Raw genomic sequence first — 21,048 nt, forward strand, 5'->3', positions numbered from 1 at the left:
CGGACACGCTTCGGCGATATGGGCCGTTCCATTCGTCGCAGTATGGGCAGGGGCTTGGGACCGATAGGCTCCGCATTTTCCTGAGCCCGACCGTTTTCCTGACAACCCTCAAGGTGGCGCGCTCCCAAACTGGCGGATTCCAGATCCATGAGCGGCGAGCTGATCTAAACTGCAGTAGCTTAGGCAATGATCGAGACGTCGACGGCCGCTCCCGCGCATTCGACAGACAAATGGCTTTCTTCCGGTGCCCCTGAAGTTGCCGCTCAATGTCGATTGCTTGATCGGCATTACGTGCTCGCTTGAGCAAGGCGTTACGTTCGTCTCCTGGAGGCTTTCCGTCTGCGCGCTCACGCATATCCTGGGCAAATTGCTCAAGTCGCGTCTCGAGAGAATCTGTCTGCTTAAATCGCCTGCGCTTCAATCCCATCGCATGTTCCTTCTGCTGAAGAATTTATTGAGCGTCAGCGTGCAGACAGTCGCAGGAACATAAGTTTATTTTCGGCCCATGGGGGATTGCCATTCCACCCGGTTGGAGCAACGACGGCACCGGGCCGCCCCCGCACAGATGTTTGAACCTGAAGGATTCTCTGTGGGTATGCAACAGCGGCCTGCCCGCATTAATTGACACCCCTCAGAGGCTCGCGTTTTAGTAAGGAGTTTTTTGGGGGGGGCTGGGGGCCATGCAACTTAAGTGGTTTCATGTTCGGGATTTTCAAAGCGTTCGCAATTCAGGCCGCGTTACCGTCTCTGAGATCACTACCTTGGTCGGCAAGAACGAAGCCGGCAAGAGCTCGCTGCTGAAGGCGCTCTATAAGCTAAATCCCGTAGTTCCTGCTGATGGAAACTTCGACGTCACAACCGACTACCCTCGAATGGATGTCGAGGATTTCGACCGTGCTCGGTGTCATCGTGCCAGTGATGATCGCAAGTGGATCAAAGCCCGCCCGCGTTGTCCGGAGGTGGCTTGCTGAAGCGACGGACGGCGCCAACGCAGCTGCCGCAACTCAGGCTGCGATCACGATTGGCGAGGAATCTCTAGTCTGGCTGGCCCTGCACCATGATCGCGCCGACGCTCGTCAAAGGGCCCTTGAATATCTGGCGTCAAGACTGCCAGATCCACTACCCGCCGAGCTCCTTGCTCTTGCGAATGATAAGGGCAGCTGCGTCCGGCGCAGTTTGGCGGCTATCCTCGGCAGCCGACCGCACCCGGAGTATTTTCCGGTACTCATGCAACTGACTCTGGACCGTTGGTCCGATGCCGAGCCGCACTATCAGGAGCCGGACTCCTATCCGGTCCCGCGCGAAGCTGTGGCCGCGCTAGAGACCTACGCATCGCTTGGTGATGAAACCGGGACCAAGCTGATCGCGTTGGCCAGGGCGACCTCCGACCGGCAGTTACGACGGGATTCACTGAGCGCCGCGGCCCGACTTTGCGGGCCGGCCATTCGACGCCAGATCTGGTCGCTCTTTGCTGACAAGGCGCTTGGTTGGCTGCGCGTCGATGCCACCGACGCATTGAGCGCCGCCAGCGAAGTGGAACTCGAAATCGTCGGGAAGATCACCGCAGAGCGCTTAATGAAATTGCCGGCGCCGCTGGCGGCCTCTGCCACGATTCTGGTGGGAGCGCATCTTCCAGTCGCCGATCCGTCCAGATATTTGAGCGGGTCGGACATTCCCAACCGCACAGAGCATTGTTGCTGCTCGGGGTCATAGCGTTAGAGAGCCGAGACCGTGCGGCCGCGCTTGGCCTCCTCGAATTGCTCGACGCGGGCCACCCAGCACGCAGACTGCTCGCAACTGAGGAGCTTTTGCCGCTGACCGTTCTCGACGATCTCGGTGACGTCCGGATCCGACGATATGTTGGTCAGTGGCTGAATGACCGTATTGCGAAGAAATAATTGGCGGACTCGGGCGCACCAGCGCGCCGCGGCAAATGGCCGATAGGCGTCCAAGCATCGCATGGGAAACCCAGATTCATCAGGTGAGGATAAGATCAGGGCGATAGGTTCTCGTCCGATAAGGCTTCGACGCGGATCGGTCGACTTCATCAGTCGGTCGTAAGGGGCGTACGGTTCAATTTCGTCGCCGGCGGCGGCCCGGACATGGACGGATACGCAACATCGCATGGCGCATTGCCGATCGAAAATGGCACATCGCGCTTCGTTGCAGCGTCTCGGCGATCGTCGCCGACGTTCTGATCGCAGTCGCGCGTGCAGCGGGCTCCTTCAGCGGGATGAGCCCTTGTGGGTCGCGCCGTGACGGGCCCCACCTTGAACAGCCGCTGAATCGCCTTGGCATGGAGGTTCCCCCGATAGAAAACCGGGTAAAGGTATACTGCTCGTCCCGCTACCTACGAATGTGCAGTAGGAATCCATAAAGATCCGGACTATGTGTATTGGCTTTCGGAGACAATTATAACAATGACTGGCCTGTCATTTGAAATGCTTATTGATGATGCTCTCGCCGAAATCACTTCCGTCTCTCAGCTCACCACTTTGCTCAACAAGCGGGTTCTCAGCCTCATCAACGACTTCGAGGACGCCAAGTGGCGCTATCTCAAATTCCAAAGCTACCTCTGGGACAACATAGCTCAAACCGCTCTGTCGGAAAGAGAGCGATCCGCGCTTGTGGACCAGAGTTACAGCAGTCTGATAGCCGCCGCTCAGAACCTCAGATTGACCGACAAGGATGAACTAGGCCAAGGCAGCGAAATAGCGGAAGTGTTTTTGTATGGATTGATGCGCCATCGCTTTGGCGCACTGCCTGTCGTTCCAAAGATATTTTACAAGCAGAATGTTCAGGACAATGCAAAAGGGGCAGACAGCGTACACATCGTGGTGAAGGACGACGACTTCACACTCTGGTTTGGCGAAGCAAAATTCTATAATTCCATCGCTGACGCCCGGCTCGATGTTATCGTCACTTCGGTCTTGAACTCGCTATCGACCGACAAGTTGAAGAAGGAAAATGCGATCATCACTAGCGTCTCAGACCTTGATGGGCTGCCGATCGCCGCCGGCATCCGGGAGAAGATCAAGTCTGCCCTAAGCAATCGCGAATCGATCGACAATCTCAAGCCGAAAATTCACATACCGATCCTTTTGCTGCACGAATGCGCCACGACCGCGGCGGCCAGCGAACTGTCGGAGGCGTACAAGGTGGAGTTGACCACCTTTCATACGGAAAGGGCGGAGTCATATTTTTTGAAACAGCTCGCAAAATCCGGCTCAGTCCACAAATACAATGACCTCAATTTCCACATCATCCTCTTTCCGGTCCCAAGCAAGCAAAAAATCGTTGATGCGTTTGTCCAGACCGTGGCGTTCTACAAAGGACAGAAGTGATGGAAGTTTTTGAGACCTGTCAGGAGATTAATGGGTTGCTATCCGCCCGGAATGAATTGGCTGCCAGAAATCTACTGATACAGCTGCTAGCAGACTTAGATCGGGCGAAAACGCCCTACCCGCAGTTGGTAAATCATATGATCCGGGCCACCGGCCTGTTTCCCTATCTGCAACTTGAGAGCGCATCGTGGGATCAGAAATACGTGCATCGCGCGTTCGAGGTCGACGTCGGCCGCCGGTTAGCAACGCTGCACCGAGAGCAATCCTCTGTCCTTGCGAGGCTTCTCAACGGGAAGAGCATCGCGGTAAGTGCCCCAACAAGTTTCGGGAAAAGCTTTATCATTGACGCGTTCGTCGCCGCGAAGCACCCCGACACGGTTGTGATCATCGTTCCAACAATCGCCCTGATGGACGAAACACGAAAGCGGCTATTCAAGAAGTTCTCTGAACACTACACGATTATAACCGCTCCAGACACGCGGCTCGGCCCCAAGAACATATTCATCTTTCCGCAGGAGCGCGCCTTCGGATACCTCGCATCCCTACAGACGATCGACCTTCTCGTCGTAGATGAGTTCTACAAGGCGAGCCAAGAGCACGATCCCGAACGGGCCTCCACTCTCATAAAGGCTATTGTAAAGCTTTCGAAGAAGGCGAGCCAGCGGTACTACCTTGCGCCAAACATCAAGAAGCTTAACGACAATGCGTTCACGCGCGACATGGAGTTTGTTGAACTCCTCGATTTCAATACGGTGTATTTGAACATCCAAGAACCTTACAAAGAATTTGGTAGAGACGCCGTCAAGAAGGGCGCGAAGCTAATCGAGCTGATTTCGCCGGGCGATCAAAAGACGCTCGTCTATGCTGGCACTTACTCTGAAATTCGAAAAATTGCAGACCTTGTAATCGAGAATCTCCCGCGCGTAGATCGGATATATACCACTGCGTTTGCTAAGTGGCTGAGGGACAACTACCAAAACGACTGGCTCCTGGCCGATCTGGTTGAGCGCGCCGTCGGGGTGCACAATGGCAGCATGCACAGATGCCTCAGTCAGCTGCAGATCAAGCTTTTCGAATATGAGGACGGATTTGACAGCATTGTTTCCACGTCCTCGATCATCGAGGGGGTCAACACTTCCGCTCAGAACGTCATCGTATGGCGCAGCAAGGTGGGCAGCACTAACCTCAAGGATTTTACATACAAGAATATCATCGGCCGTGGTGGTCGCATGTTCAAGTACTTCGTAGGCAATATCTTCCTGTTGGATGCACCTCCAAAATCCGAAGATGCCCAGCTCGAGATCTCGTTTCCAGATAAGATGCTCGGGACTCTCGATGAAGACGGCGATGCGGACCAGCTGACAGACGCCCAGATTGAGCGAATCGTCGCATACAAGACTCAGATGTCCGACATCATTGGCGAGGAACACTTTGCGCGCCTGAAGAGGGAAAATGTTCTGCAGGACAGCGACGCAGATTTTCTGCTGAGTTTGGCCAAAGATATGAAGGACGCCCCTAATGAGTGGAAGGGCTTCGGCTACCTCAACTCGTCAAATCCTACCCAATGGGAAACTATGTTGTACAAAATCCTGAAACTTAAGCCGAGTGGTTGGGATACTCCGTGGACGAATGTGGTGAACGTCACCAAGGCGATCGCGTACAATTGGCGTGATGACTTGTCCCAGATTATCTCGTCACTGAGACAGAGCGGGATAAGCATCGAAGACTTCTTCAAACTGGAGCGAACCGTTACCTTCAAATTGTCTGCCCTCCTCGGAGATGCCAATGAACTTCATAAGATCATTTTGAACCCATCTGTCGACATCTCAGGGTTCGTAGGCAGGATGAGTCGCGCGTTCCTCCCCAGTGCAGTCTATCATCTGGAAGAATATGGCCTGCCGCGCATGATATCGAAGAAGGTCCATGCGGCGGGCCTCATTGATTTTGAAGACCCTGAGATGGATCTCATAAGAACACTTGAACGATTCAAGTCTTTAGGGACTAACGCTGTGCTGGGGATCAAATCTCTGGGACCTTTTGATCGATACGTAGTGCGTTTCTTCTTCGATGGCATCACCCCTGATGGGCCCCAGATGGTGGAAGACGCTTGATGCGAAGTTGCGCGAAAGGGAAGGCGATGCAGCGGGCGCAGTCGCGTGGTCTCGTACGCTGCCGATCTCGGCTCGTAACGCTGCTGGATTGAGAGATCGAGTAGCAATACCACAGGGAATCTCCGAGCTCCTCTTTGATTTCGTCATTCGGCTGGTCCCAGCGCGCCTCCTCGCCTCCTTCGGCAAGGATCTTCTTCTTTATTGCCGCGACGACTGAGCCAATTTCGCCGACTAGGCCGTACAATGCGATCGAGCGCATCTCCTCTCTAGGCTTGCGAGCGAACTGGGTTGTTGTGCGAACAAAATGGTCATAGTTCTCAATGTTCATTTCCGCTCCGTAACGAATGGCTCTTTGCTGTGCCGACTGGAGGCTCTTAGTCAGCGACTCATTATGTAAGTGCGTCTTGGTAGCCTCTGCTTGATTGGGCGGATTCAACCGTTCGTCGCAACACCCTGTCAAAGGAGGTTGCGATGAAGGGTAGTGGTCAGCGTTCGGGTCGGCATGTGCAAGCAGTCCAGCGATCGCCAGGTCGGCCTCGAGAGGCCTTGCGAGAGAGTGGTAGACCATTCTGGGTCGCGATTGCCTCGGGGCGATCAAGCGAGGGTGCTGCGGTTGACGCCGGGGTATCACCGGCCGTCGGAGTGCGGTGGTTCCGGAGGGCGGGCGGTATGCCGCCAACACCTTTGTCGCAGTCGTCAAAGCCTCCATCAGGGCGCTATCTTTCGTTCGCCGAGCGTGAGGAGATCGCCATCTTGCGCGCGCAGGGTCATGGGGTGCGAGCCATCGCTCGTCAGCTCGATCGGCCTCCATGCACGATCTCTCGTGAACTCCGGCGTAATGTGGCGCGCCGCCACGGCGCTCCAGAGTATCGAGCAACCATGGCACAATGGCACGCTGATCGGTCCGCCCGACGGCCTAAGCCGGCGAAGTTGGCAATCAATCCGACCCTGCGGGATTATGTGCAGGACAGGCTTGCCGGTATGATCGCCAGGCCGGACGGGGTATCCCTCGTTGGCTCAAAGGTCGTTTGGAAGGGACGCCGGGCTGTGCATCGGCAAAACCGGCGCTGGGCGACGGCGTGGAGCCCGGAACAGATTTCTCGTCGCCTTCGGCTCGACTTTCCCGAGGATGAGACGATGCGCATCAGTCACGAGGCGATCTATCAGGCACTTTACGTGCAGGGTCGAGGAGCTTTGCGCCGCGAACTAACAGCGTGCTTGCGCACCGGGCGGGCGTTGCGCATGCCGAGGGCCCGCGCCCGTAAAGGCAGAAGCTTCATTCCTTCCGAGATCATGATCAGCCAACGTCCGGCCGAGGCCGCCGATCGAGCTGTGCCGGGCCACTGGGAAGGGAACCTCATTTTGGGTCTCGGAAGTTCCGCGATCGGCACCTTGGTGGAGCGCACAACCCGTTTTACGATTCTGCTGCATCACCCGCGCAATCTTCACCATGCCCGAGCAACTGCGTCGGTCGCTCACTTGGGATCAAGGAGCCGAGTTGGCTCAACATGCCCGTCTGAGGATCGACGCGGGCGTGCAGGTCTACTTCTGTGATCCTCACAGCCCATGGCAGCGCGGCACCAATGAGAACACCAATGGGTCGCTACGCCAGTACTTTCCAAAAGGCACAGATCTCAGCATGCACAATGCCGCCGACCTTGAGGCCGTGGCTCTTGCACTCAACACCAGGCCCAGGAAAACCCTGGGCTAGAAAACACCGGCGGAAACTCTCGATCAATTGTTACGGGTGAGCGATACACAGGGTGTTGCGACGAACGGTTGAATCCGCCTTGTAATGCCCAATCGTTACCACCGCTTGCATCAATAAGTGTTTAACGCGCTCATTTGCCGGTCCAATCTTGCACAGCAATTCACTAAATGATGTGGACTGCAGACTCTCGGCGTAAGTCGACTATTTTCGGCAGGTTTTCTGCGTCGCATTCCCCGATTTTATCTCTCCAGATTCCAAGCTCATTTAGCAAAAAGGGCCTTTCGCAAACCGCAAGAGCTCACTACCATAGCCTGTCTCGTCTCCTTACCCATTTGGAGGTTGCGATGGCGATTAGACGGCGCGAGGTGCTTCTCGGCGGCCTCGCTCTGGCTCAGTTGGCAGCGGCAGCGCGCCTGAGGGGACAAACGAATGGGGCGCCCACACGCGCTGCCGTCGTGGTGGGCGTCGACAAAACAGGCGATCTGCCGGTCTTGCAGGCCGCTGCTTCAGGTGCAAAGTCGATTGCGGACTGGTTGGCCGGCGAAGGCTTCGAGGTAAAGCTAATTGACGATAGTGACGGTAAGGTCGTCACCGCAGATAGTATCAAGCGGGCCGTGACGGAGCTTGTCAATCGAGGCACGCTTACTCAGCTCGTCATCTACTTCTCCGGCCACGGCGTTGCGTTTGGCACCAGCGAATTCTGGCTCCTGACGGGCGCACCTGACGACCTGGCCGAGGCTGTCAGTGTGACCGAGTGCATCGACCAAGCAAACCGAAGCGCGATTGCCAACGTCGTCATTATCTCTGATGCATGCAGATCAATCGCGGACTTTGATACGACGCTGCTGCATGGAACAGTGCTGTTTCCGAAGGGTGGTTTTGTCCCCGGCGCTCAATCGCCTGATGTCGATCGGTTTTTTGGGACCCGACAAGGAGCTCCCGCGTATGAAGTCAAACTCGCAGCCGATAATTTCGCCGGGATTTATACCTCTACTCTTTTGGACGCTTTCAAACACCCCCGCCCCGGAATGATCACGAGGGTCAACAATATGGACGTAGTGTCCAATCGTGCGCTCAAAGCTTTTCTTCTGGACCAAGTACCGGCGCGCCTGAGGGCTGCGAACTCGAAAGTCATTCAGTATCCGGATTCAAAGGTTGAGTCCTCGGAAACTGCATATATTGGCCGCGCGGCCGCCCTAGCAACTCAACCGGCTGGGCCGGCTCCGCCGAACATTACGATCTCGGACCTTGCAAGTCACCAATTCAGCCTCACTCCCGTAGGACCATTGAGTTCACTTCGAGACGTTGACGCCGAAGCTCTCCATCGGGCCTCAGCGGACAGTGAATTGATCAGGACCCAACACGAACTGCTTGATGCCAAGAAGGCGGACAGTTTTGATACGGAAACCGGCTTCTTCGTGACGGGCGCGAGCGTACGCGCGGTATGGATCGCCGGCGACCAAGGTGGGGAGATCGCAGATGCCGGCGACAGCAAGGACCGTCCCGCTTTGATCAAAATTCCGCATGGTTATCAAAAGCCCGTCACCACGGCGCTCGTCTTTGGCGACGGCTCGGGGACTGTTCTTGCAGCGCTGCCCGGATTCATCGGGTCCGTCGTCGTAAGCAGCGGTCAGGTGACTAGCGTCAAATACTCACCATCGCCACGCGGCTCGCGGCGCGACGAGTATGCAACCGAGAACACAAGGATTGAAGGCCTACGGGCGCTGGCTGCCGCGTCCGCCAAATTCGGTGTATTCCGCATTGAAGGCGACAAGGAGACCAGAGTCGCGGCAGGCCGCCGCCTGGCAGACCAGATTCGTGTTCTGAAGAACGTTGATCCGACATTGGGACTCTATGCGGCTTATGCTTATGCAGACGCCAATCTTCTGGAGCAAGTTCGCTCGGTGCAATCCTACATGAGAGGAGATCTCGGCGCCGACCTGTTCGACGTTGCATTGCTTGCAGACAAGTTGACGGGGCAGCAAGTCGAACGACTGCGAGGCGAAGTCGTACCTTTTTGTCCAATGCTCACGCAAGGCTGGCAATTGCTTCGCGTCAGAGACGTCGCCTTGCCTGAGAATGTTCAGCGGGCGCGGGACAGTTTGCGACCTGCTTTATGGACGACATTTGGTCCGCAAGGGATGGAATTCATCAACAGGGCTATCCAATTGGCACGATGACATTCCACTTATTTAGGAAATGATCAATGATCAATCGCCGCAATTTACTTTCTTTAGCTACAGGTCTTGCTGTTTCGGCTGTTTCACAAGCGAAAGCCGCTAGCTCTGACCCTGCACGCCTGGTGCTCATTCACGGGCGCTCTCAGCAAGGGCGCGATCCTGCCGAGCTGAAATCCATTTGGATGGATACACTCCACCGTGGCGCCGCGAAGATCAATCGCAACTTGCCTGACGATCTTGAGGTCGTCTTTCCTTACTATGGCGATAAGCTTGACGAGCTGGCGCGCCAATCGGAGATCCCTTTGACAAACGATGTCCAAGCCAAGGGAAACCCCGTTGACGACGATTTTCTCAAGTTTCAGGCGTCAGTGGCAGAGTCCATGCGCCAAGGTGCCGGCATTACCAACGCTCAAGTTCAACAAGAATTCGGCACCAATACCACCGAGCGAGGACCGCAGAACTTTGCTTGGGTCCAGGCAATCATTCGCGCAATTGACCGGAACGCAGGTGCAGCTAGCCAGACGACGATTGAGACGATAATGCGAGACGTGTATCTTTATACGACGCGTGCTGGAGTGAGGGACGAAGTCGATCGCATCGTGGGGCCGGCCCTAAACGAGAAGCCCTGTGTCGTGATCGCGCACTCACTGGGATCAGTCGTGGCCTACAATGTACTGCGTACCGACCGCCGCAACTTGAACGTAAAGGCTTTCATAACGGTCGGCTCTCCTTTGGCGATCAGAGCGATTCGCGATCAGCTTCGGCCCATCGGATTTCCGGCCCCCGCGAAAGCCTGGTACAATGCTTTTGATCCGAGAGACGTCGTTGCACTTTATCCGCTTGACGCTGCGAATTTTCCAGTCAGCCCGACAATCGAAAATTACGGAAAGGTTAGAAACGGCACGGATAATCGCCACGGCATCATCGGATATTTGGATGACGTTGATGTCGCCACCCACGCGCTAAACGCATTGGCTTCTTGAGAAATTAGAAGCGGTCAAGATAGCGCGCGGGCGGATAGTCCCTCGAAAACGGCGGGGAAGACAAGAAGGAGGACGGTTCGTACGTCCAGAATTGGCTGACGAACGGATACTTCTTGATCGGAGCGCTCCCGATGACCGAAGCGTCGCTGCGATACCCTCTTGTGGCTCTCGCGATATAGATTGTTGCTATCGCATTTCCTCGCTCGTCAAATCTGATGGGACCTCGAATCGTGTCGAACACGACTGAGTTGCGCAATATCTCCATGAATTTGAATTTGTCTTCGATCGCACCGCCAACCTGACGCAAGCCTTCTTCCAGCACAGCACCAGACGTATATGCCGCCGCGGCATTGAGACCGGGGGGCGCTCCGAAATCTGCGCGCATCCTGCTCGCAAAGATCTCGTTTGACGCGATTTCAAAATCGGGAAGATACCAGGTTGACGATATGGTCCCAAGAAGCTCGTCTCCTCCGGGGATTCGCTCCAGCACGGCTGCATCCATGTTCGAGAAATTGGCGAGGAGTGGCGACGAAATGCCGGACCGGCGAGTCTGCTGGATAAAGTTAACGCCTCGCCCCCCTAGCAGCGCGACAAAAATCGCATCCGCATGTGAGCCAAGCTGCTTCAGAACGTCGGTATAATCGGACTGGACTGCCGGCACCCAGATTCGTTGCGTTATCCTGCCGCCTGCGTCCTCGAACACACGCTGAAATCCGCCGCTGATCTCCCAACCCAGCGGGTTGTCGTCGGCTACAATCATTATCGAGCGGTATCGAAGTTCTTTCGCCGCAAAGTCTGCCAAGGGGTAGGTCGACTGCGAGGCTGTGGAAGTTATTCTGAGATGTGACGGATTGATCAGGCGTTGGGTGAGTTCTCCACCGACCGACGTTCCAAACACAGGGATCTGGATCTGCTTGGCAGCCAAAAAGCTGTTCACCGCAAATGCCTCGATGGACGTGACGGGCCCCAACAGCAGGTGCGCTTTATCGTCGAAAACCGCCCGCTGGGTTTGTTCGACGGCGCGGCTGGGTTGGCCTTGAGTATCATAGAGGAGTAATTCGACGGGCCTGCCCAGGAGGGCCTTGTTGCGTTCGCCTAAGAAAGCCGAAATACCCAGCTTGAGCTGCGGGCCGAAAGGGGAAAATGCTCCCGAGAAGATGTCGAGGACCCCGATGCGAATGGGCTCCTGGGCTTTGACGATCGAAGGCATGCCCAGGATTTGGCTGCCGCCAAGAGCCAAGCCCTTCAACATAGTCCTGCGTGAAAGCTTCATCGTCGCTTCCGGATTAACTTTTCCCGTCAACTCTATAACTCGATCAGAGTGCCTGGCCGGCCGTCTAGACCCTTTCCATGGGTCAAGGACAATATATCCGATTTGGGGCTGGGCCGCCCGTCAACTCCTCGCTCTCCCTTTCTGTCAATCTCGCGTCCTTGGCAAAGGCGATCGCCGCGTCCACCGAAGCCGCCTTCCCCGCCAAGCCCGCCATGGCCGGGCAATCCATCTTCGCCGCCCAGCCCACCCTCAGAGGTTGCCTTGATGAGGGGACGGGCCGCCAAGGGGACCTGCAACACGATTACGCCGCCATCACCGCCATTTCCGCCGCCCCCGCCACGGCCGCCATCGCCTCCAGCCCCGCCTCGTCCCCCATATCCCGGACCGGTGCTGCAATCGAGCACCCCAGATTGGGCGCGGCCGCCTTGTTCACCCACTCCACCGGCGCCACCGTTTCCTCCGTCTCCACCAGGCCCACCGTCCTGACCCCGCGTGTCGATCGACAACTCACCGATCATGGCTTCGGAAATCTGAAGGGTCACATACCCTCCTTTTTGGCCCGCAACACCTTGCGTGCCGGCATATCCATCGGCGCCGTTGCCGCCGGGCCGGCCTACGCAAGCGGGGCATCTCCCTTCTGTTGCCGGTCCGGGATTATACGATGTTCCCGGCTCTCCTGTGGGCGCCGTGGCCGGCTTTTGCGGCACGAATCCTGGATCAAACGTCCGGATGGTGGCCCGGCCTTCAATCTTGAGATCTCGTACCCTAAGCTTTAGGTGCGCGGTCCCGATTTCAATAATTGCCCCATCTGCGAGCGATAAGGTGTCCAGCGTCAATTCCGCGTCTTTGGAAAAGGTGATCTTGATCTTGGGGATGTTCACCTTCGCTTCGGCCGAGAAACATCCTACGTCAGGTATGCAGCTCTGCGGATCAGCGGACGGCGCTGAGCAGGTGAATATGACCAATGCCAGCGGCATCAGCCGAAAAAAAACCAAGCTTCCTAACCGCATTTGTCGACCTCTACATTGGGGGAAGCTTCGATCATTATGAGCGTCGGTCGCTTGCCTGGCCTGCCGGGTTTTCCGGTCCACTCCTTGATTTCAACATCCGACCGGGGTGAACCAGGTGAGCCATGACGACCTTGGGTCTTTCTTGCGGAATTGCAGGTGGCTACCGCGTTTCCGCCCGCGCTGCCGCTGCCGAACTTGCCGGGCGTACCCGGCTTGCCCCCTTCGCCGCCCGCGCTAGGACACTGCATTATTTTGACGTGAAGCCCAGCGGGAACGACGCCGGCGAGAACGGTCGATTTCCCATCACCCCCCGCCCCGCCATTTCCTCCTCGCCCTCCATCTCCACCTCTGCCGCCGTCTCCTCCGATGGCGGCTTCCTGCCTGCAGCTTTCGGATTTCTCCCAGGCAACAGCGTCACCGCCAGCGGCACCGTCGGAGCCATTCCCGCCGTCACCTCCATTGCCGCCAGGCCCTCCGGGCTCGCCACGGTTGTCAACGACAAGAGTGCCGGAGCCAGTAACGCCGCTTACGATATTGAGGGTAATGCTACCGGCATCACGCCCATTAGTGCCGCCTTGGCCCACCTGCCCGTCCTGGCCATTCTCTCCAGGGCGACCTGGTAGCGGTAGGCAAGCGCCCGTACCATCCGTTTGCTTCACGCAATTGCTATTCTCGGTCAGCTCGTGTCCGTCCTGTGCCGGTAATGGCTTCGTCGGTATACTCGCAACGGGTTCCGGACTGAACGCACGGATCGTCATCTTTGACTTGATCGACAGGGTATGGGTGATTTTGAGCTTGAGGTCATATCCGTTCGTTTGAATGACGGTGTTGTCTCCTGCAATGATGTCCTCAAGCTCGCTATCGACATCACCGGACAGGGGGACGGTCGTGTTGTCGGGCAAGGTCCAGGTTTTGCCGCATAGCGTAAAACCGGGTGGGCAGCCCTGAGCCTCAAGGTGGCCAACTCCGCACAGGGTCAGAGCCGCTACAAAGATAATTGCCGAAAGAGAATGCCGAAGCGTCATTGTTCGGCTCGCATCGGCACGATCGCGTTAACGAACAATCGGCCCTGCTCGGCTGCCTGCACCGCATCGGCTGTTTCGTTCTTACCAAGAAAGTATCCACGCAGCGTAACCGCGTATCGTTGTTCGGGGGTGCCGTGGCTATTGGGATCGAGATCGTCCATCGTCCCAAACGAATAGAGACGTTTGGCGACGATATCTATTCCAACATAGTCCATGAACTTCTCGGACCACTGCCCCAAACACCAGCCTGCGAGAAAATCGGCGTGCAGCTCAGCCTTCCTCCTTGTGATGTTGCCGTCGTCGCGCAACAAACTGAGCCACCACGTACTGTTAGCTTCGGGTCCGTTTTTGAACTGATAGAAGTGGGCCAATTCATGCGCTAGCGAGCCGGCAATCGCGGCGCCGTTGCTTCGCTCCCGAAACAAGGTAATCAAGCTGCGCGTCATGGTATCGCCAATCAAGAGAACCCCTTGATGGGGCGTGTCTACGCCCAGGACCCGCCCGTCCACAGCTGCATATGTGGGCCGGACGCGATCGTCTATGGCAAGCGAGTAGAAGTACCATGGGTTGTTGAGCCGCAGCATCGTCGCAAAGTCTTTGACAACGGCCAGCACTGTGAAGCGCCAAAAATCCTCTGACATGACATGAGGCAGAGCGCTGACCTCAATCGACGTTCCGCCGGCTGATGCCACCGTTAAATCCGCAATCCACTTGGCCTCAAGCTTGCGCTGGACCGTGTCGGCGCGTGCTGGCAATAGACACGAGGCCAAGCCTGCTCCTGCCCCAAGCACTTGCCTGCGGCTCAGCATGAGCGATCGACGTATATTCTCACCCATGAAACCCATACTAATTAGGGCTCGGCTCTAATCGTCGCAGGCAAACTGCGGTCGTCATTTCCTTGCAAAATATTCTGAAGCAACAATTTGATATATGAACGGCATCTCCGCAGATGGGTCGCTCGTGTTGAAGCTTACGACGATCTGCCACTGGCCAGGTTCGGGGGATTCCACGGCACAGTAGGCGAGATTTCCAACAATGTCGGGCTTACATCGCTGATCGGGCTGGTCCTGCTTCGTAGGACTGCCCAGCGACAAAGACATATGCACATTGTAAAAATGCGCCCCGGTGCCTGCAGCGGAGACGTTGAGCGAACTTACCCCTTCATCGACAGTGAAGGTATGAGAATACGGTGCGCCATCCGGCTTGTAATTGTCAATGACGAGTTGAGTCGAAGGCGCCGACGGCTCGCCAGCTTGGGGCCCCTCGCCACATGCAGCTGACTTTATGTCCGAGGCCGTCTTGTTGAACCAGGATGAGTGGTTGGTGAGCCGAGTGTCGAAGACGAGAGCCCCACTCGTACACGCGACTTTGCTCAAATCTCCGCTCGTCACGCCGGCCGCAGCGCCATTGCTCGCAACGTAAGGTCCGCCTGAATCTGCGGAACAATTCGTAGCGTTTTTTCCCGAGAGAAACTTCCAGCACAGCCAGCCTTGATCGTCCGCGCCGACGACGCTGCCCTTGCAGGTGCCTGCGGTTACGGCCCCGCGTCGCTTGATTCCGAAGTCCGCGCGCGAACTCGAGGTCGTACCGAACCCGACGATCGTACCCGTATCGCCGGGAGGCACGGGATTGTTTCGTGTTATTGGGAGCGGCTTAATTCCAACAATTGGATGAACTAGCTCCAACAACGCGACGTCGGCTCGTGGACAGGCTGTGACCTCGTCATTCGCGCACGGTTTGTACTCTGGAGCCAACAAGGGCGGGTTTTTGACATCGAAGAAGCCGGCCGAATGAAAGAAGATTTTGAACGTCTCGGCATTCTGCTGTGCGACACAATGACCGGCGGTCAAGAACCAGCGGCACCCGACGAGGGTCCCCGTGCACGCGTTGACTACTTGATTGGTCGGTCCAATTTGTACCAGGGCACCAACGCCCGGAAAATCCTTGGTGACCGTCCCGCCCACGATGCTAGAGAATGCCTCCGTACTGGCCGCGGCATTGCGAAACGGAGGCATGGGCTCGCCAATTTGAGGCTTCAGCTCTTGCGCTGCTGCCGCAAACACGAGACCCAAGTTTACGATTATCGGTACTAAAAGCCTGGTCTTTGCCATTTCAGACCTCGCTCTCGCTTCCAGGATTTAGCCATCGCTCCTGCAGGTCATCTTTTTGTCCGTCATTGCGATTGCTGTTGGGGGAGTATCTGCTGAGGTACCAAGATATTGAAGTTATGCCTGGAGGGAGCGGAGCCGCCGCCTGTTCCGCCTCCTAGACTGGGCTCGCTGACCGGCAGGACGAAAAGGGTGAAATCGGCAAGATACCCCCGATCGAAGTCCGACTTCAGCATGAACAGCTCATGTGCACCGTAATGCCCTAGCGAGACGACAGGCACATCTGCGGGTGGCGGATTTTGCAGACCCCGCCAATCGGGGCCGGTCCAATATAGCCAGCCTCCGCGCAACTTTGGATTCCTCCCGTGCGATGGCCCGCAAAGTACGCACTGGGGGAAGCTCGACAAATAGGGATTTGCGACAAGCTTGCCGCCAATCGACGCGCGAGGAACATGATATTCTTGCTCGATATTCGTCTGATAAACGGCATATCGGTAGATCGCGCGCAGATTCCTCAACGTATTTGCATCGGTGATAGGGGACACGTTCCAGTTTTGCTGCCATGAGTCGGCAAATGTCCCTGTCATGCTGGCACCCGCAGCCGCTGAGCCCGTGACGAGGCCGGCTGCGCCATACGTAAAGGACTTGGATACAGGACCGGTAATTGAAGGCGTAACGGAGTTCGAGGTCTGCACCGTGCCGGCGGCAATGTCGACCTGAGCAGGTAGCCCCTCCGGCTCATCTATGTATTTGCTGAGATTTGAAAGGACCTGCTTTGTGTAAAGCGAAGAAACGCTGCTCGCAATATCAAGTGTATTGTAGTTCAATTGGGTGCTGGCGCAGCCTGCGACGCTGGCAGCGCACAAAATCACTAATGCTAATTTCCCCATTCGTCCCCCATACGACCACCGGCACGACGACCGCCGCAACGTCCCCTGAATGAAGCGCCGGCATAGTACAGCGCTCCATTCAAGATCACACAATTTTTGATTGAGTTCAATTACGCGAAAGCGAGGGAGCGCTGCCGGACAGTGGCTCTCCCGCGATATCCCCGCAATGCAAGGTACCGCTGGCGAAAGCCCGTTCACAGATGAAATCAACGACCCGATGCTCGGCCAGTCACACGAGCAGATTATCGGCTTAAAAGGCCGATAGATGAACAAATTCGTCAAAAAGACTCCCAAAGGCCGGGTGAGACACCACCGTAGCAGAGAGAATTCAACCGCCGTTTCCCATAGGATATCCTCATGCAGTTTGAGCGATAGGACGCCCTCTTCGAGGCTCTACGTCGTCTACCCTGCGCTGGTCCGAGCATTGTGGGTTGTCCCGACGCAGCGTACGCCGACTTACTGCTGTAACATCGAGGTTCACCAGCTACGCTGGTCAACTACCGAAGGGCGGACAAGCTGGGCCGTAGTGCTCATACCGTGACCGGCGCCTTCCATCGCATGAAGCGCCGCTCCAGCGCTTCGAGAAGGGCATTGAAGGTGAGCCCGATGACGGTGATGGCAAGGATGCCGAAATACATCTGCGGGATCAGGAAGCTGTAACCGGCTGTTGATGATGAGATGGCCGAGGCCAGCCTTCGCGCCGACCATCACACAACCAGAACCAACATCGCGGACGCGCCGGCGAGACGAATACCGACGAAGATGGTCGGAAGCGCGGCCGGAAGCATAACCTTGCGGAACAATTGCTGCGGCGTAGCCCCCCGTAGTCCGCGCCGACACTTGATAAGGAGCGGATCAACTTGTTTCACCGCAGCGACCGTATTGAGCAGGAGCGGCCAGGCGCCGCTATACATCACCATGGTGATCTTCGATAGCTCGCCGATACCGAGCAAGAGGATGAACCAGCAGCAGCGCCAGCGGCGCAGTATTGCGGCAGATCTCGATGAATTGGTTCAAGAGATTGCCGAGCCGCGCATACCAGCCAACAACAAGGCTGAGCGGAACGATCAACGCAACCGAGATCAGAAGCCCGCTCAGGGCGCGCAACAGCCTCGCAGAGACGTCGTCATAGAGTTCGCCGGTCTGCGCAAACTGCCAGCCGGCCGCGATCACCTCCGAGAACAGCGGCAGGAACACCGGATCGATCAGCCCGGACCTGGAGCCGCCTCCCACAGGAGCAACAGGGCATTCAGCAGCAGCTAGCGTTGTCCCAAGTCAGCTAACCACCGATTTTGCGGAACGGACCCGGTTCAGGAACGGCAACGGCTGCCCCACTTGGCCGGCGAGTCCCCCGCGCCGCCCGTGCGCAAGCTCCAGCAGCGACAACATTTCCAGACTAGACATGAGCAACCTCCTTCACTTCGCGCTCAACGCGCCTTGCGCCGACGCTGTCCGTCAACTGCCCCTGCTGTGCCTTCTGGACCTCCTCGCAGAGCAGGCTCCAGACCTCATGCTGGATGTGCCCGAACTTCGGCAGCGAACGCACATCCTCGTCCTCGCTGCCGAGCACTTCGGGGACATCGACGATCTGCTTGATCCGCCCCGGACGCGATGTCATCGCGGCGAACCTCAAGAAGTTGCTACAGTGAGGTGGATATTTAATCGCTTTTCGGAGGCGGCCCGGGCGCGTAACTCTATAACCTGCTTTAAAACCGCCGACGCTCTTGTCCGTGCGGTCACCCGGAAGGTGACCAAGGCAAACCGTGCTTCCCGAGCCATGCCAGGGCCGCTGAGCAAGCGACCGAAAGTAGGCCGGCCCAAAACCAAGAGCGGCCACGCGCGGCACTAATCGAACGCAGGTAAAGGAACGCTCCGACCGAGGAGTAGACCGTAGTTCCTACGGAAATCCCCATTGAGCTTCGCGATTTTTGACAGCTCGGAACAGCCTTCGGCTGCCATGATGCCGGTTCTCTCTCAACACAGTTAGAGCCAGCACCTTATGAACCACTGTTTTGCCCGACGGTGCAAGAGGCCAATTTGCTCAACTGCGGCGATGGGATAGCTTCGGGGGAGGTGCGCAGTTTGGGGGCTGGTCGCATCTCAGGAGGAAGCCGATGCAATCCCTTATTTTTGATGCTCCCGACGTGCGTCGCGTTGTCGAGCACTCCATCGCTTCCGAAGAGCAGCAATCGAAGATGGTCCGAGACGAGCGCACAGGCGAGCTAGTTAAGGAAGAGGTCAACGTGCCCTCTGTGCTGCTGGCGCGAGATCACGGGGTCTACCTTATGTCCAATGGGCTGCCACGCGACATAGTTAGCGATGCCCGTTCCTTCGCTGCCTATGCATGGGGTTGTGACCCTTTTCGTGATCCGGACTGGCGCGATAAGGCCCGGATGCTTGCCGGAGATGATGATTTTTCTATAGCTCTGCCTTGGGCTCACGATCTGAAGGCGCTCATTGATGCCGGCGCCCGTACTGTGGTGCTGAACTTCAAAGACGGATGTGTTGAGATAGCCGAAGGCTAACCTCTCTCGTGCGGTTAGGGTGGGCGCGGTTATGCGTAGAAACCTAAAGGCCGCACCCGAGGGATCCTGACGGAAACCTTAGGTGCGGCCGTTGTCTCAACTACTGAAGGCAACTTCGGTTAAGCATGCTTTTTGTCAGAGGGGTGGTTGAGGCCCGTACCCAAGTTGATGGACTCCGTTAAGCGGACTAGCGCTTCTTGAACGGGCTCCGAGAGCATATTTGCCGGAGCTTCAGGCCCCTTCTGGCCGAAGGTTGTCGGATGCCAGGTGGCTTTCCACTCCTGGGATTCGTTATCCGACCAAGGCAGAAAGAGTATGGCCTGCGCGCCCCACGCATCGTCCAGCCTAGCCATGTCCTTTGTAGAGATATGGACGCCGACAAGAAGCCCTTGGGCAGCAGTAGGCCGAAAGGTCTGGGGGCTTTCAAACACCATGGTAATGCCCTCGACGAGGGTAACTGACTGCCCCTTCGTCAGCGGCTTGGCTACGCCTGCCCCGAGAAATTCACCAACGATGCTATGCTCCCAGCCCCCTTTTTTCGGTACAATCAAGGTTACGCGTGTGATGCCCTTTTCCTTGGCGAGCTTCACGATGCCAGCGAAGGCTGTGCGAACCTGGGTAGCGTTTCGTTCAACTATGTATCGATCAATGGATGCCACTTGATCACTCGCTGTATGCGCTCAAGCCTTATCGGTGAGTTGGTGGTTCCGACACTAGAGCGGCATCTTTGGTCGGCCTAGTCGGTTGGCTTATCAGAACGGTGCAGAACTCCGCGGGATCACCGCAGGCGGGACGTGACCATAAAACTACGCAAAATAGGGTCCTGCAACTTACTGATTTCACGAGCCTATTCGTTAATGGAATCTCAGTCAAAGGATGCTATATTATTGACATGGACAAGGTAACCACCTCCTCGACCGCAGAGCACATTCGGACCCTCGCCCGCACGTTCCACGTGTCCTATTCGGAGGGTCCAAACGACCGCCTGGCTCATCATATCTCGCGTCTGGCCGGGGATACGGTCGAGCTCGATGAGATTGAGCAGCTGCTCATTGGCCTGGTGCGCGCGGAGCGGATTACACGCCCGGAAATGATTCTGCTTCAGGCTGCCTATTTGCGTGAAGCCAAGCCGTGATCTTCGATCCGTTCGGCGACTTCGAAACGTGCGGATACCTACGGAACCTTGCTCTCGAGAAAGATCCTGTGATTGTGAAGAGGCTCGAACATGCCTCCTTCACGACTGGCATTGATGACGCATTCGCGCCCCTCCAGAAAAAGAAGACCCTGACCTACGCGGACGTTCTAAGCACTCACAAGATGCTTTTTGAGGCCATGTACCCGTGGGCCGGCCAAGATCGTGCGACGACGGCACCGGATATCGCCGTAAGCCGGGGCGGTGTTTTGTTCGCCCATCCCAAATACATTCAAAACGCGATCGAGCATGCTTTGAAGCTCGGCAACGATCCGAAGATCATGCGTGAAAAGCCTGGAGAGGTGATGGGGTATCTCGCCCACGGCCATCCGTTTCTGGACGGCAACGGGCGGACGATCATGGTCATTCACTCAGTCTTGGCACAACGCGCCGGCTTCAGCATCGATTGGGCTTCGACCGACAAGACCGAATACCTCCAAACACTCACGAAAGAGCTCCACGATCCGGGCAAGGGCATCCTCGACAAATACGTTGAGCCGTACATTCGTCCTGCCGTCGCGGATCTTAAAGAGCACATAGCGGCGACCAAAGGCCTTGATGGCGGTACCGGTGATGCCGATACCATTCGCGGGAGCAACAACGATCCGGCCGTCCAAGCAGAATACAAGCAGCAACAGCTTAAGCGTGACGAGCCGGGCAAGGACGCTTAGACACTACGCACTGGTCAAACCTGGC

At 56.8% G+C, this 21,048-nt stretch carries 21 protein-coding genes and 1 pseudogene; 11 read left to right on the top strand and 11 right to left on the bottom strand.

Annotated elements, in window-relative coordinates:
* The first annotated feature begins 680 nt into the window (after positions 1–680).
* A complete protein-coding gene (locus tag A5906_RS08100; RefSeq protein ID WP_245326638.1) occupies positions 681–971 on the top strand; it encodes an AAA family ATPase in 291 nt (96 codons plus the stop codon).
* A complete protein-coding gene (locus tag A5906_RS42905) occupies positions 895–1,713 on the top strand; it encodes a HEAT repeat domain-containing protein (RefSeq protein ID WP_167523514.1) in 819 nt (272 codons plus the stop codon). Before A5906_RS08100 ends, A5906_RS42905 begins: the two co-directional genes overlap by 77 nt.
* A 2-nt stretch (positions 1,714–1,715) precedes the next feature.
* On the opposite strand, the gene A5906_RS08110 is transcribed toward A5906_RS42905, so the two are convergent.
* The gene (locus A5906_RS08110; protein WP_136615052.1) at positions 1,716–2,048 is read right to left on the bottom strand and encodes a hypothetical protein; all 333 of its coding nucleotides are present in this window, start codon (positions 2,046–2,048) and stop codon (positions 1,716–1,718) included.
* A gap of 372 nt (positions 2,049–2,420) precedes the next feature.
* On the opposite strand from A5906_RS08110, the gene A5906_RS08115 reads away from it, so the two are divergent.
* Together A5906_RS08115 and A5906_RS08120 are read left to right on the top strand one after the other, a co-directional pair.
* Positions 2,421–3,344 carry a HamA C-terminal domain-containing protein gene (locus A5906_RS08115; protein ID WP_080134701.1) on the top strand — a complete coding sequence of 308 codons (924 nt, stop codon included), beginning with the start codon at positions 2,421–2,423 and terminating at the stop codon, positions 3,342–3,344.
* On the top strand, positions 3,344–5,455 hold the full coding sequence (locus A5906_RS08120; protein WP_080134702.1) for a DEAD/DEAH box helicase: 2,112 nt from the start codon (positions 3,344–3,346) through the stop codon (positions 5,453–5,455). Before A5906_RS08115 ends, A5906_RS08120 begins: the two co-directional genes overlap by 1 nt.
* Here the strand turns inward: A5906_RS08120 and A5906_RS42490 are convergent.
* A complete protein-coding gene (locus A5906_RS42490; RefSeq protein ID WP_161495377.1) occupies positions 5,418–5,783 on the bottom strand; it encodes a MazG nucleotide pyrophosphohydrolase domain-containing protein in 366 nt (121 codons plus the stop codon). The two genes, A5906_RS08120 and A5906_RS42490, sit on opposite strands and share 38 nt — an antisense overlap.
* 143 nt (positions 5,784–5,926) lie before the next feature.
* On the opposite strand from A5906_RS42490, the pseudogene A5906_RS08130 reads away from it, so the two are divergent.
* The 3 genes and pseudogenes from A5906_RS08130 (at position 5,927) to A5906_RS08140 (ending at position 10,329) form a co-directional block, all read left to right on the top strand.
* A pseudogene (locus A5906_RS08130) lies at positions 5,927–7,238 on the top strand (IS30 family transposase).
* A 272-nt stretch (positions 7,239–7,510) separates the two neighbouring features.
* Complete coding sequence (locus tag A5906_RS08135) at positions 7,511–9,346, top strand: caspase family protein (protein ID WP_161495378.1); 1,836 nt, start codon at positions 7,511–7,513, stop codon at positions 9,344–9,346.
* A gap of 26 nt (positions 9,347–9,372) precedes the next feature.
* Positions 9,373–10,329: an alpha/beta hydrolase gene (locus tag A5906_RS08140; protein ID WP_136615053.1), complete on the top strand. Its 957-nt coding sequence runs from the start codon at positions 9,373–9,375 to the stop codon at positions 10,327–10,329.
* Positions 10,330–10,333: 4 nt separating this feature from the next.
* On the opposite strand, the gene A5906_RS08145 is transcribed toward A5906_RS08140, so the two are convergent.
* Both A5906_RS08145 and A5906_RS45930 read right to left on the bottom strand, forming a co-directional pair.
* The gene (locus A5906_RS08145) at positions 10,334–11,602 is read right to left on the bottom strand and encodes an ABC transporter substrate-binding protein (RefSeq protein WP_080134706.1); all 1,269 of its coding nucleotides are present in this window, start codon (positions 11,600–11,602) and stop codon (positions 10,334–10,336) included.
* 301 nt (positions 11,603–11,903) lie between these two features.
* Entirely contained in the window at positions 11,904–12,071 is a 168-nt protein-coding gene (locus tag A5906_RS45930; RefSeq protein ID WP_161495379.1) for a hypothetical protein, read from the bottom strand.
* A gap of 663 nt (positions 12,072–12,734) precedes the next feature.
* On the opposite strand from A5906_RS45930, the gene A5906_RS45935 reads away from it, so the two are divergent.
* Positions 12,735–13,235 carry a hypothetical protein gene (locus A5906_RS45935; protein WP_080134707.1) on the top strand — a complete coding sequence of 167 codons (501 nt, stop codon included), beginning with the start codon at positions 12,735–12,737 and terminating at the stop codon, positions 13,233–13,235.
* A 398-nt stretch (positions 13,236–13,633) separates the two neighbouring features.
* Here the strand turns inward: A5906_RS45935 and A5906_RS08155 are convergent, their stop codons facing one another.
* The 6 genes from A5906_RS08155 to A5906_RS08175 form a co-directional block, all read right to left on the bottom strand.
* Complete coding sequence (locus A5906_RS08155; protein WP_136615054.1) at positions 13,634–14,446, bottom strand: hypothetical protein; 813 nt, start codon at positions 14,444–14,446, stop codon at positions 13,634–13,636.
* An 81-nt stretch (positions 14,447–14,527) separates the two neighbouring features.
* Entirely contained in the window at positions 14,528–15,748 is a 1,221-nt protein-coding gene (locus tag A5906_RS08160; protein WP_080134709.1) for a S1 family peptidase, read from the bottom strand.
* Positions 15,749–15,810: 62 nt separating this feature from the next.
* Positions 15,811–16,635, bottom strand: coding sequence for a hypothetical protein (locus A5906_RS41185; protein WP_136615055.1), 825 nt, complete (start codon positions 16,633–16,635; stop codon positions 15,811–15,813).
* A 707-nt stretch (positions 16,636–17,342) separates the two neighbouring features.
* Complete coding sequence (locus A5906_RS44105; RefSeq protein WP_245326639.1) at positions 17,343–17,555, bottom strand: ABC transporter permease subunit; 213 nt, start codon at positions 17,553–17,555, stop codon at positions 17,343–17,345.
* On the bottom strand, positions 17,542–17,832 hold the full coding sequence (locus tag A5906_RS44110) for a hypothetical protein (protein WP_245326640.1): 291 nt from the start codon (positions 17,830–17,832) through the stop codon (positions 17,542–17,544). The genes A5906_RS44105 and A5906_RS44110 overlap by 14 nt, the downstream gene beginning before the upstream one ends.
* A 199-nt stretch (positions 17,833–18,031) precedes the next feature.
* Complete coding sequence (locus A5906_RS08175; protein WP_186465155.1) at positions 18,032–18,253, bottom strand: hypothetical protein; 222 nt, start codon at positions 18,251–18,253, stop codon at positions 18,032–18,034.
* Between the two features lie 496 nt (positions 18,254–18,749).
* Between A5906_RS08175 and A5906_RS08180 the strand changes: the two genes are divergently transcribed.
* A complete protein-coding gene (locus A5906_RS08180) occupies positions 18,750–19,160 on the top strand; it encodes a DUF3085 domain-containing protein (protein WP_080134711.1) in 411 nt (136 codons plus the stop codon).
* A 119-nt stretch (positions 19,161–19,279) separates the two neighbouring features.
* On the opposite strand, the gene A5906_RS08185 is transcribed toward A5906_RS08180, so the two are convergent.
* On the bottom strand, positions 19,280–19,819 hold the full coding sequence (locus A5906_RS08185; protein ID WP_136615056.1) for a hypothetical protein: 540 nt from the start codon (positions 19,817–19,819) through the stop codon (positions 19,280–19,282).
* Positions 19,820–20,052: 233 nt separating this feature from the next.
* Here A5906_RS08185 and A5906_RS08190 point away from each other — a divergent pair, with 233 nt between their 5' ends.
* Complete coding sequence (locus A5906_RS08190; RefSeq protein ID WP_080134713.1) at positions 20,053–20,295, top strand: hypothetical protein; 243 nt, start codon at positions 20,053–20,055, stop codon at positions 20,293–20,295.
* Positions 20,292–21,023 carry a Fic/DOC family protein gene (locus A5906_RS08195; RefSeq protein WP_080134714.1) on the top strand — a complete coding sequence of 244 codons (732 nt, stop codon included), beginning with the start codon at positions 20,292–20,294 and terminating at the stop codon, positions 21,021–21,023. The genes A5906_RS08190 and A5906_RS08195 overlap by 4 nt, the downstream gene beginning before the upstream one ends.
* Positions 21,024–21,048: the final 25 nt, after the last annotated feature.

The organism is Bradyrhizobium sacchari (assembly GCF_002068095.1).
GTDB classification, from domain to species: domain Bacteria; phylum Pseudomonadota; class Alphaproteobacteria; order Rhizobiales; family Xanthobacteraceae; genus Bradyrhizobium; species Bradyrhizobium sacchari.